The 14,815-nt window shown below is 60.8% G+C and carries 15 protein-coding genes and 2 pseudogenes; 13 read left to right on the plus strand and 4 right to left on the minus strand.

The window, feature by feature from the left end; all coding sequences use genetic code 11:
• Nucleotides 1–154 precede the first annotated feature (154 nt).
• A complete protein-coding gene (locus AC5E6N_RS18045) occupies nucleotides 155–760 on the plus strand; it encodes a plasmid pRiA4b ORF-3 family protein (protein ID WP_491749112.1) in 606 nt (201 codons plus the stop codon).
• A gap of 299 nt (nucleotides 761–1,059) precedes the next feature.
• Here AC5E6N_RS18045 and AC5E6N_RS18050 read toward each other — a convergent pair whose 3' ends face one another.
• The gene (locus tag AC5E6N_RS18050; RefSeq protein ID WP_491749113.1) at nucleotides 1,060–2,049 is read right to left on the minus strand and encodes an AraC family transcriptional regulator; all 990 of its coding nucleotides are present in this window, start codon (nucleotides 2,047–2,049) and stop codon (nucleotides 1,060–1,062) included.
• A 690-nt stretch (nucleotides 2,050–2,739) separates the two neighbouring features.
• Here AC5E6N_RS18050 and AC5E6N_RS18055 point away from each other — a divergent pair.
• From AC5E6N_RS18055 to AC5E6N_RS18100, 10 genes are all read left to right on the plus strand, one after another.
• Nucleotides 2,740–3,204, plus strand: coding sequence for a cupin domain-containing protein (locus AC5E6N_RS18055; protein WP_491749124.1), 465 nt, complete (start codon nucleotides 2,740–2,742; stop codon nucleotides 3,202–3,204).
• On the plus strand, nucleotides 3,201–4,436 hold the full coding sequence (locus tag AC5E6N_RS18060; protein WP_491749114.1) for a flavin-dependent oxidoreductase: 1,236 nt from the start codon (nucleotides 3,201–3,203) through the stop codon (nucleotides 4,434–4,436). The genes AC5E6N_RS18055 and AC5E6N_RS18060 overlap by 4 nt, the downstream gene beginning before the upstream one ends.
• Before the next feature lie 125 nt (nucleotides 4,437–4,561).
• Nucleotides 4,562–5,743 carry an ABC transporter substrate-binding protein gene (locus AC5E6N_RS18065; protein ID WP_491749125.1) on the plus strand — a complete coding sequence of 394 codons (1,182 nt, stop codon included), beginning with the start codon at nucleotides 4,562–4,564 and terminating at the stop codon, nucleotides 5,741–5,743.
• Between the two features lie 62 nt (nucleotides 5,744–5,805).
• Nucleotides 5,806–6,732 carry a branched-chain amino acid ABC transporter permease gene (locus tag AC5E6N_RS18070; RefSeq protein WP_491749115.1) on the plus strand — a complete coding sequence of 309 codons (927 nt, stop codon included), beginning with the start codon at nucleotides 5,806–5,808 and terminating at the stop codon, nucleotides 6,730–6,732.
• Complete coding sequence (locus AC5E6N_RS18075) at nucleotides 6,732–7,712, plus strand: branched-chain amino acid ABC transporter permease (protein ID WP_491749116.1); 981 nt, start codon at nucleotides 6,732–6,734, stop codon at nucleotides 7,710–7,712. The genes AC5E6N_RS18070 and AC5E6N_RS18075 overlap by 1 nt, the downstream gene beginning before the upstream one ends.
• Nucleotides 7,709–8,455 carry an ABC transporter ATP-binding protein gene (locus AC5E6N_RS18080; protein WP_491749117.1) on the plus strand — a complete coding sequence of 249 codons (747 nt, stop codon included), beginning with the start codon at nucleotides 7,709–7,711 and terminating at the stop codon, nucleotides 8,453–8,455. The genes AC5E6N_RS18075 and AC5E6N_RS18080 overlap by 4 nt, the downstream gene beginning before the upstream one ends.
• Before the next feature lie 5 nt (nucleotides 8,456–8,460).
• On the plus strand, nucleotides 8,461–9,153 hold the full coding sequence (locus tag AC5E6N_RS18085) for an ABC transporter ATP-binding protein (RefSeq protein ID WP_491749126.1): 693 nt from the start codon (nucleotides 8,461–8,463) through the stop codon (nucleotides 9,151–9,153).
• Between the two features lie 310 nt (nucleotides 9,154–9,463).
• Nucleotides 9,464–10,234, plus strand: coding sequence for an arginase family protein (locus AC5E6N_RS18090; protein ID WP_491749118.1), 771 nt, complete (start codon nucleotides 9,464–9,466; stop codon nucleotides 10,232–10,234).
• The gene (locus tag AC5E6N_RS18095; protein WP_491749119.1) at nucleotides 10,140–11,435 is read left to right on the plus strand and encodes a sulfite oxidase; all 1,296 of its coding nucleotides are present in this window, start codon (nucleotides 10,140–10,142) and stop codon (nucleotides 11,433–11,435) included. The genes AC5E6N_RS18090 and AC5E6N_RS18095 overlap by 95 nt, the downstream gene beginning before the upstream one ends.
• A gap of 61 nt (nucleotides 11,436–11,496) precedes the next feature.
• Nucleotides 11,497–12,087 (plus strand): hypothetical protein, encoded by a 591-nt coding sequence (locus tag AC5E6N_RS18100; RefSeq protein WP_491749120.1) that lies wholly within the window; start codon nucleotides 11,497–11,499, stop codon nucleotides 12,085–12,087.
• 53 nt (nucleotides 12,088–12,140) lie between these two features.
• Here the strand turns inward: AC5E6N_RS18100 and AC5E6N_RS18105 are convergent, their stop codons facing one another.
• The 3 genes and pseudogenes from AC5E6N_RS18105 to AC5E6N_RS18115 all read right to left on the minus strand — a co-directional run.
• Nucleotides 12,141–12,884, minus strand: coding sequence for an anti-sigma factor (locus tag AC5E6N_RS18105; protein ID WP_491749121.1), 744 nt, complete (start codon nucleotides 12,882–12,884; stop codon nucleotides 12,141–12,143).
• A complete protein-coding gene (locus tag AC5E6N_RS18110) occupies nucleotides 12,881–13,384 on the minus strand; it encodes an RNA polymerase sigma factor (RefSeq protein ID WP_491749122.1) in 504 nt (167 codons plus the stop codon). Before AC5E6N_RS18110 ends, AC5E6N_RS18105 begins: the two co-directional genes overlap by 4 nt.
• A gap of 448 nt (nucleotides 13,385–13,832) precedes the next feature.
• Nucleotides 13,833–14,309: pseudogene (locus tag AC5E6N_RS18115) on the minus strand (transposase); the annotation flags it as partial.
• 1 nt (nucleotide 14,310) lies between these two features.
• On the opposite strand from AC5E6N_RS18115, the pseudogene AC5E6N_RS18120 reads away from it, so the two are divergent.
• Nucleotides 14,311–14,439: pseudogene (locus AC5E6N_RS18120) on the plus strand (IS630 family transposase); the annotation flags it as partial.
• Between the two features lie 102 nt (nucleotides 14,440–14,541).
• Nucleotides 14,542–14,815: transposase (locus AC5E6N_RS18125; RefSeq protein WP_491749123.1), on the plus strand; the 274-nt coding region annotated here is incomplete at its 3' end.

The raw sequence follows: 14,815 nt of genomic DNA on the forward strand, positions 1-14,815 counted from the left end.
GGTCCGACGCCTCGCAACATATTGTTATGGATCATGAACTTTTGAAGCGGGCTCTCAGATACGAGCAAAGGATACACCACGTGCGCTATACTCGGAGAGTACCGCAAAGTGCGGGGCAGTTGAGAATGGCGGTTGTTGATACCAGTTTGTTTTCATGGAAGTGTCGCAAGAAATTGTTCAGTTCAAGGTACGCCTGATTGGGATCAGCCCGATGATCTGGCGGCGGGTGATGGCGCCATCATCGATTATGCTGCGCGAACTGCATGGCATTCTTCAGGTCGCGATGGGTTGGGAGGGTACGCATTTGTTCTTCTTCGATATCTATGCGGTCCGATACGGCTCATTTGAGTTGCATGGCGCAAACCCCGACGTTTCCTTGCAGCGGTTTGAGTTTCGTAAGAACGAGCGATTCTCGTATGTTTATGACATGGAGGATCACTGGGAACACAAAATCCGTGTTGAGGCGTTCAGCACACCGACGCCGAGAAAATTCTATCCGGTTTGTACAGGCGGGTCCGGCGCATGCCCACCCGAAGACTGCGGTGGGGCGCATGGATACCTTGAACGACGGGATGAGGCTGATGGCTATGACGCTTGGCGGGATATGGGCGTCATGGTTGATTTTCTCGAAGACGTTGTGTCTACGCACGCCCCTGACCGACCAGTATCTGATTTCATGTCCGACGATGTGGAAGCAGCGATGGAGCGAATGGTGCCCGCAAGCCTTTCGTGGAGGGGAAATTCTCAAGGGGTTCTGTGAACAAGCGGTTTCGGGCCGGAGACCATCGAGATCTGATGCGCCAGCAGATGTGGTGATGGCTGTCCGGAAAGGTGAAGGTTTTACGATGCGGGCCGTATGTGTGCGGTTGCCGATGGGATCTGTGACGGCCCGCGTTGGAAAGCCTTCACCAAAACTGCCGTTCGTTTAAATCGCAGCGAACGGCCGCTCTCCACCCTATCGCTGCTTTTGCGGCAACATAGCGAAATACCGAAAAAGGGCTAGAACAAGCTTCGCTGCTCAGCTCCATTCCCTTCGCCCCTTCCGCACCCCGAAAAACCTCACCCCCGCTCGCTCGGCAAATACCCAAAGCGTTCCTTGTAATACGAGGAGAACCGGCCGAGGTGGGAGAAGCCGCAGGAATAAGCGGCTTCGCTGACGGTGGGCGGGTCCTGGCGGGCGGCCAGTAGGTAGTGCGCCGTATCGAGGCGAGCGTTGCGAAGGACCTGCATCGGGCTTTGCCCGAAAATGCGCTGAAAGCCTTTTTGCAGGGTTCGCACGTTCAGGCTCGCCGCGTGGGCGATGTCCCCAAGGGTGATAGGTTCGACCAGATTGGCGTGCATGTAATCGAGCGCGATGCGGATTTCACGGGGGGTGGCGCGCTGGTCCGAGCGTTCGATGATGTGTGAGATGTTGCTCGGCTGAAGGGTAAGCAGCGCATGGGCGAGATCCTCTTCGGCCTTGAGGTCCCGCGCTGCCAACTGGCCGTTGAACAGGTCGCCGTTCTCGATTGCCCGAGCACAGGCCATGACGAGACGCTTCAGCCTGCGGCCCGGCCCGGTCGTCAGATCGACCTGCATCTCGAACCGGATTGGCCCGGGAAGCGGCGCGCCGGTGATCGAGCCGGCGACGGTTTCAAGCTGGGCCCGGTCGACCTGGAGCAGAAGCTGGCTGCAGTCGCGCCGCCAGTTGAGCAGGGCGCGCCGGTCCGGGTTCAGGATGGTGCCCACGCCTGTTGTGGCGGTCATTTCCTCGCCCCGGTGCCGGACGGTCGCGCATCCCGACAAGGGCACCTGGAAAAGGTAGAAAGAGCTGAGCTGTCCCGGATCAACCGTCACATCGGCGCCATAACGCAGGTAATTGGCGGCAACGGTCCGCCCGCGCACCGCGTTGTGGCGGACGAACAGACCGGACGGGCGGCCGTTCACCTGCAGCTTGTGATCGCAGAGCTTCGCCGAAGTGATATGCCGCGCCTCGTCCAGGTCGCGCGTGCAAACGACCGGGTTTTGCGCGAAATATTCCTTCACTGGCAAAGCCTCTTGTGCGGTCATCGGCTTCCTTGTGAGACGGCTTCAGTTTGATCTAAATCAAATTAGCGCACGGTTTTGCGCATGCTTCAAGCTTAAAATTTGTACCGCAAGACGCGTTCGTTTTTTGGATAGGCAATTGCGGAAAAGCGTTGCAGGGTGAGTGAAACCTTTCGTTCCTACCCGCACTTGGGCCCGCGACAAGACCCAGAAGAAGGAATGACGGAGAATGGAAAGAGCCGCATGAAACTGCCTCCCCTTTGCGACTGGGACGACGCCTTCGCCAACATGAAACACGTCGAAAAGTCCGAGGAACTGCCTGGATTCTGGTCCGCGCGAGCCGCGGCGTACCGGGAGGAGCTTCGGGCGGGCGGGCGCCGGCTCGACACCGATATCTCCTATGGCAGCCACCCACGGGAAAAGTTCGACCTCGTCTGGCCGGACGGCACGCCGAAGGGCTTGGCCGTCTTCATCCACGGCGGCTTCTGGATGCGGCTCGACAAAAACTACTGGACGCATTTCGCTGAGGGCGCACGGGCGCAAGGCTGGGCAATCTGCCTGCCGAGCTACACGTTGACGCCGGAAGCGCGGATCCACGAGATCACCGCCCAGATTGGCAGCGCCACTTCCACCGCCGCCCTTTTCGGCGCGTTCAAGCCGCAGGACATTCACCCCTCAGGCACCTCAGGTGCCGGAAAAACGGAGGAAACAACAATGAGCGCCATGGCTCCGGGGATCGCAAAGGCCCGCGAAGGTCTGGATGAAATATGCTGGAACATTCTCGGCCAGACCTATGTGCCCAAGCAGAAGACCGAGGAATGCTTCACTTGGCATGCCACCCTGCCGCCCGGAACCTTCGTGCCGCCGCATATCCATCCGGACCAGGACGAGTTCCTCTATATCCTGGAAGGCCGCTTCGATTTCCTCCTCGACGGCAAGGAAACCTTCGCGGAGCCGGGCGACCTTGTGAAACTACCGCGCGGCATTCCCCACGGCATCTTCAACAAGTCCGGCAGCACCATCAAAACGCTGTTCTGGGTCACGCCGACCGCCCAGCTCTATGATCTGTTCTGGGCGCTTCATAATCTTGGACCAGACGCCGATCCGGCCGAGATCGTCGCCGTCTCCGCGGCCCATGCCATCGATTTCCTGCCGCCGGAAGACGAGGCGGAGCAATGACCGTCCTGATCGTAGGCGCCGGGATCGGTGGGCTGACCACGGCGTTGATGCTGCACATGCGCGGCATCAGGGCAAAGGTCGTGGAACAGGCTTGGGAAATCCGCGAGGTAGGGGTCGGCATTAACACCCTGCCCCATTCCATCGCCGAATTGGCCGAACTCGGCCTGTTGCCGCAGCTCGACGAGGTGGGCCTGCGCACCCGCGAGCTCCGCTATCTCACCCGCATCGGCCAGGAAGTCTGGCGCGAACCGCGCGGCCTTCACGCCGGCCACAACCACCCGCAGTTTTCCATCCACCGCGGACGGCTGCAGAAGGCGCTTTACGATGCCGCGATCGAGCGCATGGGGCCGGGCGCGGTTGTGACCGGCCAGCGTCTTGCCGGCTTCGTCCAGGACGAGGGCGGCGTCACGGCGCATTTCACCAACACGATCGACGGGCTCAGTTCCAACACCATGCGCGGCGAGGTGCTGATCTGCGCCGACGGCATTCACAGCGCCGGTCGCCGTAGGTTCTACCCCGAGGAGGGTAGGCCGAGCTGGGCCGGTGTCGTCATGTGGCGCGGCGCGGTGGAATGGCCGGTCTGGGAGGATGGCGAGACCATGGCCATCGCCGGGGGCCTCGGCACGAAACTGGTGCTCTATCCGATCGCCCCTGCCAAGGACGGCCGGCAGCTGATGAACTGGGTGGTGAACGTGCGCATCGCCGACGGCTCCGTCTCCCCGCCGCCGCCCGACAGCTGGTCGAAGCAGGCGCCGCTTTCCAAGGTGCTGCCCTACGCAAGGCGCTTCCACGTGCCGGGCATGGACCTTGAGGCGCTAGTGCGCGCCAGCGGCCAGATCTTCGAATATCCAATGGCCGACCGCGATCCGCTGCCGCGCTGGACCCACGGGCGGGTCACGCTGCTGGGCGATGCGGCGCACCCCATGTACCCGGTCGGCTCCAACGGCGCGGCCCAGGCCATTCTGGACGCCCGCTGCATCGCCGACGAACTGGCCGCGGCGGAACATCCGCGCGAGGCGCTATACCGCTACGAACAGGACCGCTTGCCCAAAACCGCCGAGGTGGTGCGCACCAACCGGATCGGCGGACCCGAGCGCGTGATCGACGAAGTCGAGAAACGAAGCCCGCGCCGCTTTGAAAACGTGGACGATGTTCTGGGATATGAAGATCGCATGGCGATTGTCAAAGGCTACGCGAAGATGGCTGGCTTCGCGACAATGGAGGACGCCTGACCGCATTTAACACCCAAGGGCGCCAACCTGGGCCAAAGGAAAACAAAACACCGAAAACCGGTCCCGCAACTTTCCAAATCCGCAGTTCAACCAGCCCCGGAGGGGGGACAGAAGGAAGAATGATGATGAAAGCAAAGTCGAAACTCACGCTTGGGAGCCTGGCGGCAGCGTTGGCAATAAACACCGCGCTTTGTTCGGCAGCCCTTTGCGAAGACGTCAAGATCGGGATTGTCGTGACTCTTTCCGGCCCGCCTGCCGCGCTGGGTCAGCAGATCGTCGACGGCTTTAAGCTCGCGCTGGAGCAGAACGGCGGCAAGCTGGGCGGCCAGGACATCACCTTGATCGTCGAGGACGATGAACTCAAGCCCGACGTGGCCCTGCTGATAGCAAAGTCGCTGGTCGAGCGCGACGAAGTCGACATTGTGGTCGGCACTGTCTTTTCGAACATGCTGCAGGCGATCTTCAAGCCGGTGGTCCAGTCCGAGACCTTCCTGATCAGCCCGAATGCGGGACCGTCGACCTTCGCCGGTAAGAACTGCAACCCGTATTTCTTCGTCACCTCCTACCAGAACAATCAGAACGCCGAAGTCAGCGGCATGATCGCCAATGAGGAGGGCTTCAGGAACGTCGTCCTGATGGTGCCGAACTATCAGGCCGGACGGGACAATGTCGCCGGCTACAAGCAGACCTTCAGGGGCTCTGTCGCGGACGAGATCTTCACCCCGCTCGGCCACCAGGACTTCTCCTCCGAGCTAGCGCAGATCTCCACGGCGGGCGCCGACGCGCTCTTCGCCTTCATGCCCGGCGGCATGGGCGTGCGCCTGGTGAAGCAGTTCGATGCGGCAGGTCTCGGCGACAGCCTCCGCTTCACCTCCGTCTTCACCACCGATGAAACCACCCTGCCGGGCCAGAAGGACGCCGCCGTCGGTTTCCTGTCCGCGGGCGCCTGGGCGCCGGACATGAAGAACGACGCCAATCAGGCCTTCGTCTCCGCCTTCGAGGAGAAATACGGCTATGTTCCGGGCTCTTACGCCGCCCAGGCCTTCGACACGGCCAACCTGATCGCCAGCGCGCTGGAAAAGACCGGCGGCGACGCCAGCGACAAGGACGCGATGCGCACGGCAATCAAGGCGGCGGACTTCACCTCCGTGCGTGGTTCCTTCGCCTTCAACAACAACCACTATCCCGTCCAGGATTTCCATCTGCTCGAGGTGGCCAAAAGGGATGACGGCAAGTTCTGGACGACGGCCAAGCGCACGATAGTCACCGACTATGCCGACAACTTCCACGCCGAGTGCAAGATGTAGGAAACGGATCGCGCCCACCCCTCCCGGGGCGGGCGCGTCCATTCGGTGCAAAGGCGGATGCAGTGTCTTTTACCCTTTTTCTGATCCAGTGCCTGAACGGGCTCCAGTACGGCATGCTGCTGTTTCTGATCGCGGCCGGGCTGACGCTTGTCTTCGGCGTCATGGGTTTCATCAACCTGACCCATGGCGTGCAGTACATGGTCGGAGCCTATCTGGTGTTTGCCTTTCAGCAGCTCACCGGAAGCTTTGTCATGGCGGTGCTCCTGTCCATGGTCGCCGCGCTTTTGCTCGGTCTGCTGCTGGAGCATTTCATTTTCCGTCACCTTTACGAACGCGACCACCTGACCCAGGTGCTGGCGACCTTCGGGATCATCATCTTTCTCAACGAGCTAGCCAAGGTGACCTTCGGTCCGACGACCCTGTCGATTGAACCGCCGGAATTCCTCGCCGGGTCGATCCAGTTGACCGAGCAGTTGCGCTATCCCGTGTACCGTTTCGTCACGATCCTGGCCGGAATTATCGTCGCCGCCCTGCTCTACTTCACAGTGACCCGGACCCGGGTGGGCATGCTGATCCGCGCCGGCGCGACAACGCCAGAGATGGTGTCCGCGCTCGGGGTTAACATCCAGAAACTGTTCATGATCGTCTTCGGCGTCGGCGCGATGCTCGCAGGCTTTGCCGGCGTCATCGCCGCGCCGATCTTCGCGATCGAGCCCGGCATGGGCGACAACATCCTGATCATCGCCTTCGTGATCATCATCATTGGCGGCATCGGCTCGATCCGGGGCGCCTTTCTGGCCGCGCTGCTGGTCGGCCTGTTCGACACGGTCGGGCGCACTCTTCTGATCGAGGGTCTTGAGCTTATCTTCCCGCCCTCGGTCTCCAATCAGGTGGGCCCGGCGCTGGCGTCGATGCTAATCTACATCCTGATGGCCGCCATCCTCGTGGTCCGCCCGCAAGGCCTGCTGCCGGCCAAGGGGGCCGCTTGATGCGCGTCGACCGCAGTTTCCTGGTCATGGCGCTCCTCTTCGCGCTGCTTCTGGCCGCCCCGTTCGTCCTGCCGCTGATCGGCCAGTCTTATCTGCTCAGCCTACTGATCAAGGGAATGCTGCTGGCGATCGCGGCGATTTCGCTTGACCTTCTGATCGGCCACGCCGGGATGATCAGCCTCGGCCACGCCGCCTTCGTCGCGATCGGCGCCTACGCGGCGGCGATCGGTCTGGAAAGCGGCATCGAGAACATTCTCGTCCTGCTGCTTCTGGCGCTGGGGGTCTCCGGGCTCTTCGCCTTTGTCACGGGCGCGCTGGCGCTCAGGACCTCCGGCGTCTACTTCCTTATGATCACCCTCGCCTTCGGTCAGATGACCTATTTCACGCTGACCTCGCTTGCCCCCTATGGTGGCGACGACGGCCTGACGCTCTGGTCTCTGGCGACCATTTACGGCAGCGACGTGGTCCAGAACGGCGGCCAGCTCTACCTGATTGTCCTGGCAACGCTGGTGCTCACCTGGTGGGGCGTTCACCGCTTGAGCAACTCCCGTTTCGGCCGGGTGCTGCGCGCCGCCCGCGACAATTCCGAGCGCACGGAGATCATCGGCTTTTCGGTCTACCGCTACCGGCTGACCGCCTATGTCATCGCCGGAATGATCGCCGCCGTCTCGGGCCTGCTGACCATGCAGCATGCGGAATTCGTCAGCCCCGCGCTGGCGGCCTGGCAACGGTCCGGCGACCTGCTGGTGGTAGTGGTGCTGGGCGGCCTCGGCACGCGCAACGGCGCGTTCCTCGGGGCGTTCTTCCTCGTGATCGTGGAGGAAGTTCTCGGCTCGTTCATTCACGAATGGCGGCTGATCTACGGCCCGCTTCTCGTGCTGCTGGCGCTCCACGCAAAAGGCGGGCTGAGCCACCTGTTCTTTCCCGCGGTTTCCGGCAAGACCGGCGCGGGCCGGGCGGACGGGGAGCCGGCGTCATGAACGTTCTGGAAATCCGCGATCTCAACAAGTACTTCGGCGCGCTGCATGTCAGCCGGAACATCTCACTTTCCGTGCCGGACGGCCGGTGTCACGCGCTCATCGGGCCAAACGGTGCGGGCAAGACGACGCTGATCCACCAGATCTCCGGCGTCCTGCACCCGGATGCTGGCGAGATCGTCCTCGCCGGCCGGACCATCACGACCAGCCGAACGTGGCAGCGCGCGCAGGCCGGCCTCGGGCGCACGTTCCAGCTGACCTCGGTGCTGCCGTCATTCTCCGTTCTGGAGAACGTGGCGCTCGCCGCTCAGGCCAAGTCCGGATCGAGCTTCCGCTTCTTCCGCCCGGCCGCGCAGGAGAAAGCCCTCAACGACACCTCCATGACGACGCTGGAACGCCTCAACATGGCGGACCGGGCCGCGGTTCCGGCCGCCGATCTGTCCCACGGGGAAAGACGGCTTCTGGAACTCGCCATCGCCCTTGCCGGCGCGCCACGCTTCCTGCTGCTAGACGAACCCATGGCGGGCCTTGGCCGGGTGGAAAGCGCCATGCTGATCGAAATTCTCGCCGATCTGCGCCGGAGCATCCCGATGCTTCTGGTGGAACACGACATGGACGCAATCTTCCAGCTTGCGGACACGGTCTCAGTGCTGGTCAACGGACAGATCGTGGCGCAGGGCGCGCCGGAAGACGTGCGCAACGACCCGGCGGCCCGGGCGGCCTATCTCGGAGACGGCGGACAATGAGCGCACTGCTGAGTGTTTCCAATTTGCACGCGGGCTACGGCAACGCCGAGGTCCTGTTTGGCATCGATCTTTACCTTCCCGAAGGCAAGGTGACGACGCTCATGGGCCGCAACGGGATGGGCAAGTCGACCACCGTCAGGTGTCTCATGGGTTTGCTCAAACCGAGCCAGGGCACGGTCCTTGTGAAGGGCGAGAATCTGACCGGCGCACCGCCCTACCGGATCGCCCAGGCGGGGCTCGGGCTAGTGCCAGAGGGACGGCTGGTCTTCCCCTCCCTCACCGTCAGTGAAAACCTGCGGGCAACGGCCCGGCCCGCGCCGGACGGATGGACGGAAGAAAAGGTCTTCAAAGCCTTTCCGCGCCTCGCCGAACGCCGGCGCAACCTCGGCTTCCAACTGTCCGGCGGCGAACAGCAGATGTTGGCCATCGGACGCGCCCTGATGACCAATCCGGACCTCCTCATCCTCGACGAGGCGACAGAAGGACTCGCCCCGCTGATCCGGGAGGAAATCTGGTCCATGCTCGCCCGGCTGAAGGCAAGCGGCCTGTCGATCCTGCTGATCGACAAGAACCTCAACGAGCTCTCAAGGATCGCGGACCGGTATTGCGTCATCGAAAAAGGCGAGATCGTCTGGAACGGCAACGCCGCCGCCTTCACCGCCAACCGCGCCCACGTGGAGCAATATCTGCATTTGTGAGGCGGACGGGCATGGTGTGCGTTGAAGGCCGAAGTCATCTCTTTCGACCCGGATCGCCCCTGGGTACTGGAAAAAACTGATCCACCCCCTTTGAAGTGGTCCGCCGTTATGTTTAGGAAAACGGAGGATCTTGAATGTCCACGACTATGGACGGTCTTCCACCATAGCTGCCCGGCCGCCTCCTTTATCCAATCTGGGCCTTGATCCCGGCCAGCCTGGTAAGACGCTCGACACGGTTCAGGCTGCACGTCTCACCTTGATCAAGCAGGAGAGTACCGTAAAGTGCGGGGCAGCCAGGCTGCTGAAGTAAATGGGTAGGTCGATTGTCATCGCATTGATGATCAGGAAGCCTTCTCGTCATCCTACCTGCAACATAGTTGCCCCACACTTTGCGGTACTCTCCCTCAATGTGCCGCTGCCGCCGGGCAGTGGCCATGACGCCTATCTCTATGCGCTTGATTGTCTTATCGCGCCAACAGTGCGAGCGCACCGGCCTGACGTCATCCTGATTGCCAGTGGGCTCGACGCATCCTGTGTCGATCCGCTATCGCGGATGATGGCGCGTGCAGACACATTTGGCGAACTGACCAAGCGGGCGATTGCGCTGGCCGACACGCTCTGCGGAGGGCGTCTGACGATGGCACATGAGGGCGGCTATTCTGAGTTGCATGCTCCTTTCTGTGGGCATGCCGTCATCTCGGCGATGGCCAGATCATCGATCAGCGCCCCCGATCCGCTTCAAGATCGCAGCGCCGAGCAACAACCTGGCCCGCGACAGCAAGCGTTTGTTCGTGGCCTGATCGATGAGATGGCGGACTCACTGGGTTCTTGGGTACCGTCTCCCGATGGTTCCATCAGAATGCTCCTCGAAACGAGAGAGAAATCGAAAACGATAATTCGATGGAATAATCCTCCCGCCTCGCACGTCTCTCTTGCAAATGACGATGCGCATAAGCGCACCGCGCTAAAAGCCAAGGGAGGAAAACATGGCGCTCGACGAGGACAAGACACGCTCGGTTCAGGAGTATTTTGCGGACGATCCGGAGAAGGCGGACAAGGAATTCTTCGGGCGGATTGCTAACCCCGACCGGCGAGGCTTTCTTAGACGCACCGGCTTGGCGACAATGGCTGCGATGGTCGGCACATCAATCCCGTTCCACCGTAACATGCCGATCGGCTTCGTGCCTGCGGCCATGGCACAGGAGGATGTACTGGTCGGTAAAGACGGGCTCACACTTCTCAATGACCGTCCAGTCAACGCAGAAACCCCGCCAGAGCTCCTCGACGATGCCATCACACCCACCAGCCGGCATTTCATCCGCAACAATGGCATCCCGCCCGAAGATATGGACCCTGCGACCTGGACGCTGACTATTGACGGCTTTGTTGACAATCCGATGGAGCTGACGATCGCAGATATGCGCGAACAGTTCGAGGTTGTGACCATGGCACTGACGCTCGAGTGCGGAGGAAACGGGCGCGGCTTCTTCAACCCGCCAGCGAAGGGCAACCAGTGGACCTATGGTGCAGTGGCGTGTTCGGAATGGACCGGTGTTCGGCTGAAGGACGTTCTGGAAAAAGCAGGCGTACAATCGAACGTGGTCTACACGGCGCACTATGGGGCGGACGGGCACTTGTCTGGCGACCCCGACAAGCTGCCGATCTCACGCGGTGTGCCGATTACCAAGGCGATGACAGATAATGTTCTAATCGCCTTTGAGATGAACGGCGATGCACTTCATCCGATGAATGGCGCACCTCTGCGTCTGGTCGTGCCGGGCTGGCCCGCCTCAACGGCACAGAAGTGGCTGACGCGGATCGAACTACGCGATCAGGTGCACGACGGCCCAAAAATGACCGGCACATCCTATCGCGTGCCCGCATACCCGGTCGCGCCTGGTCAAGACGTGCCGACACAGGACTTCGTTATCATGGAGCGGATGCCGGTGAAGTCCCTTGTGACCTTCCCGGCCAATGGTGCTGATACCGGGATGGAGACCGAGGTTCGCGGTCATGCTTGGTCTGGTGATCGTTCGATCGCCAAGGTCGAAATCTCGACCGATTTCGGATCAACATGGATGGGCGCCGAATTGGACTCAGCCGTCAACGACGGTGCGTGGCAGAACTGGCGGGCCAAGGTCACATTTCCTCAGGCAGGCTACTATGAGGTTTGGGCACGTGCGACCGACAGCGAAGGTGTCATGCAGCCATTCGCGATTGACTGGAACCCGAAGGGCTACCTGAACAACACCATGCACCGCGTGGGCGTTCGGGCGAGCTAACCAGTACCGGGGCGGCTTTCGGCCGCCCCCCTTCCCAATACTTCCGGACTGGAGATTGTTTATGTGGTTCGCAACTCTGCGAAGTCTCTCACTTGTTGCGCTCGGGGTCGGTCTCACATCACCCGCAGTCACCGATCTCAACGCAGCCTCCGCTGTTGATGGCTTAAGTTATTCGGACAGCCTGACCGAACACCGCGGTAAGAGGACGCTAGAGCGCCTCAATGCGCAGTTGAGCAGGCCCAATCATGAGGTCGAACGCACAAAGATGAGCTTAGCGGGCCTACAAAGAGAAGAAAATCGCCAGCACCTGATTGCCTACTTGAACACATTCTCCGACCGCCCATTCGCCCTCGGCGCGACAGAGGTCGCCGCGCCTGCGACAGACGACGGGGAAGACGAGTACGAATTCGGCGTCCTGTTCGATGCTCCGGGCGTCGAGGTGACCTATCACACATGTATCGCCTGCCATTCGGAGATGATCGTCGCCCAGCAAGGGCTGACACGCGAAGAATGGGACAAAATGTTCGAGTGGATGGTTGAGGAACAAGGAATGTCCGAGATCGAAGAGCCCGATCGGACGGAAATCCTCGACTACCTTGCCGAACACTACAACACCGACCGGCCGAACTTTCCGCGACCTCTTGGAAACTGACGATGCATGGACAAGCGGTTTCGGCGATCCACGGCGTTGCGTGCCTGTGTGGGTCAGGTCACGCAGCGTTCCGCGTTCGCCGTCGCTTCCGTCAATGACGCCATCATCTGCTCGCTGGCCTGCCGCTGGGTCAGGAGCTTCAGGAACTCAGCGATAGCGTCGAATTTGCCTTGATCCATGCCGGTTGCGACGATCATGTGATCCACGTTGTTCGTCGTTGACCATGAAGCGACCTGAACGCCCGTGGTGGGCGTCTGGTCGTCCGGATTGAATTTCCCGCGAAAGTAGGAGAGGCGACAACCGTTACGACCGGCATAGTGGGTGACATGTCCATCTTCCACATGTCGCATCGCAACTGGCGTCAGGTTCGCACTAAAGAGGTCTGGGGCGTTCAAGCTCTCCCAAGCCACGACCGGGCGGACATCTCCGCCTTCAACGGCGAAGGTTTGTGCCGCAAAATCGGCGTGGACATCGAACATTGATGGTTCTGTGAAAGATGGCGGGCCAAGTGCGAGGGCTAAGGTAATTGCCGCCGCAGCCGCCCCGCCGACCAACCACCTTGCACGTTGCCGCTTAGCGTTCGCTGGCGCGCCCGTCTGAGGTGACGATGTAGGCTGCTGCCTTTCAGGACGCAAAGAACCAAGGCTTGCCGAAACGCCAGAGACATCACCCAACGCCTCATTCAGTGCGGGTTCTGACTCGAGGCGTGACTCAAAGGCTAGCCGCTCTGCGTCACCCAACTCGCCATCGTGATAAGCGTTGACCAGTTCCCAGTCTTTGTCGTTCAGTTCGTTCATCTTCTACGGTTCTCTAGCTCATTCCGAGCGCCCGTACCCTCGACAAGTGCCAAGAGGGCTTTCCTCGCACGGCTGACCCGGCTCATAACCGTCCCGTTTGCCACATTCATCACGTCTGCCGCTTCGGCGTACTTCAATCCCATGATGTCCACAAGACATAGCACTTCGCGCATGTCTGGCGGCAGCTTTTCAAAGGCAATGCGGATCAAAATGTCCCGCGCCGCGTCTGAGGTGCCTGCTTCATCGGAGAAACGTCTCTCCGCGGCCAAATATTCCCGGCGTATCCGTCTCTTTCTCAGTTCGTCGTAATGCAGGTTGCGGATCACCCGGAGCATCCAGGGACGCAACTCGTCAATGATCGCAGGGCGTTCCTCGGCTCTCAGCGCCCGCTCTATGGCGTCTTGCACCAGGTCCTCCGCATCGTTGGACGATGCGCATATAGCTGTCGCATAGGCCCGGAGTTCCGGAAGAAGCAATTCGATTTGAGTGAGCGACGCCATGTACGCACTTTGGCTTAGTTTGCCAGTCGGGTCAAAGTGGCAGTACGCGATCCTCCGCTGCAGCGTTACAAACGTCCGCTATGGTGCAAGTTTCTCGGACGCTACGCGCTGCCTTCGAGTAGCGCGATGCGCTGGCTGGCGTCCGAGAAGCGCCCAGGCACGAAATCGCAGGGTGTTTCTGACGGAGGGTAGCCCTTGCTCTATGGGGATTTACGACTGAGAGTAGAGTGCGAGGGCTTTTGAGCGCCAACGGCCTGCTGATACTGAGGTGGCTTTATCGGCCCGCCTTGATATGTGTGTTGCGACGCCATTTTGGCGCGATGCACTGATTTTGCCGCGCTTGTCATGTTTTGGTGATGTATCGGCGCAAGTCGACGGGTTCGCGGCGGCATTGTCGCCGCGAGCGTTTTGCAATCCACTTGCCTTGGCGCAGTGACATTGTTTGGCTTCATGCTGCGGTTCCTTTGTTTGGCGGCGCTCTGGGCTGGTGCTGCGGCGCAAAGCTCTCGATGATGATCATGCGTCCCGCGCAGGCTGGGCATGGCAGCGCGAGAACACGGGGGTTGTGTTCCTCAACGTCGGCAGTGTTGGCGTCCCTTTGGACCGGCGCATCGGCTGCGAGCAGGCTGCGAATGCGTGCGATGTTTGCGGTGCGGCCGCCATTGCCGAAAAAGCCGTAATGGCGGATGCGGTGCTGACTTTTGGGCAGAACATGGATCAGGAACCGGCGGATGAACTCGTCGATTGCCAGTGTCATGGTTTTGTGGCGCTCGGGTCCATCGAGGCGGTAATCCTTGACGCGGAAGGTAACGCTGTTTGCGTCGGCGCGGATCAGACGGCTGTTTGCAGTGGCGACCCTGTGGGTGTATCGCGACAGATAGGCCAGCACGGCCTTCGGCCCAGCGAACGGTTGCTTGGCGTACACAGCCCTTGCGTGCTCACAGCCGCCACAGGGCTACGCGCGCTGGACCATTCGGCTTCTGGCCGACAAGGTCGTTGAGTTGAACATTGTCGAGGCAGCCCACTTCAACACTGCTGCGCGCGCGCTTAAAAAACGAACTTAACCCGGATTTCTCAAAGTAAAGGGTGCATCGGCCCCAGGAATCTGAGAAAGTTCTTTTGCTACAAAGATCTATCAGGTTCAGGAGCGAGGTCCGATGCCAACACACTGTAACCGCGAACAGCTCGAATTTGAAGGCTTCGACGGACGCAAAGTTGTTGCCGCTTTCGACGGTGGAGCGATCACCTGTGACACCGGGGCGTTGTTGCTGCGCGAGACCGACAAAGCCATCGGACTATTCGACAGACTTGCGGGTTGCTTTGTCGACGGGCGCGATCCCGATTGCACAGTTCACAGCCTGCGCACCCTGATTGCCCAACGGGTAACGGCGATTGCCCTTGGATACGAAGATGTCGAGGATCACGACACTC

It is taken from the genome of Hoeflea sp. (assembly GCF_984452065.1).

Excerpts from the sequence above, each read along its gene's own strand:
- AC5E6N_RS18045 (WP_491749112.1), top strand. The coding sequence starts at position 155 with ATGGAAGTGTCGCAAGAAATTGTTCAGTTCAAGGTACGCCTGATTGGG.
- AC5E6N_RS18050 (WP_491749113.1), bottom strand. The coding sequence starts at position 2,049 with ATGACCGCACAAGAGGCTTTGCCAGTGAAGGAATATTTCGCGCAAAAC.
- AC5E6N_RS18055 (WP_491749124.1), top strand. The coding sequence starts at position 2,740 with ATGAGCGCCATGGCTCCGGGGATCGCAAAGGCCCGCGAAGGTCTGGAT.
- AC5E6N_RS18060 (WP_491749114.1), top strand. The coding sequence starts at position 3,201 with ATGACCGTCCTGATCGTAGGCGCCGGGATCGGTGGGCTGACCACGGCG.
- AC5E6N_RS18065 (WP_491749125.1), top strand. The coding sequence starts at position 4,562 with ATGAAAGCAAAGTCGAAACTCACGCTTGGGAGCCTGGCGGCAGCGTTG.
- AC5E6N_RS18075 (WP_491749116.1), top strand. The coding sequence starts at position 6,732 with ATGCGCGTCGACCGCAGTTTCCTGGTCATGGCGCTCCTCTTCGCGCTG.
- AC5E6N_RS18080 (WP_491749117.1), top strand. The coding sequence starts at position 7,709 with ATGAACGTTCTGGAAATCCGCGATCTCAACAAGTACTTCGGCGCGCTG.
- AC5E6N_RS18090 (WP_491749118.1), top strand. The coding sequence starts at position 9,464 with ATGGGTAGGTCGATTGTCATCGCATTGATGATCAGGAAGCCTTCTCGT.
- AC5E6N_RS18095 (WP_491749119.1), top strand. The coding sequence starts at position 10,140 with ATGGCGCTCGACGAGGACAAGACACGCTCGGTTCAGGAGTATTTTGCG.
- AC5E6N_RS18100 (WP_491749120.1), top strand. The coding sequence starts at position 11,497 with ATGTGGTTCGCAACTCTGCGAAGTCTCTCACTTGTTGCGCTCGGGGTC.
- AC5E6N_RS18105 (WP_491749121.1), bottom strand. The coding sequence starts at position 12,884 with ATGAACGAACTGAACGACAAAGACTGGGAACTGGTCAACGCTTATCAC.
- AC5E6N_RS18110 (WP_491749122.1), bottom strand. The coding sequence starts at position 13,384 with ATGGCGTCGCTCACTCAAATCGAATTGCTTCTTCCGGAACTCCGGGCC.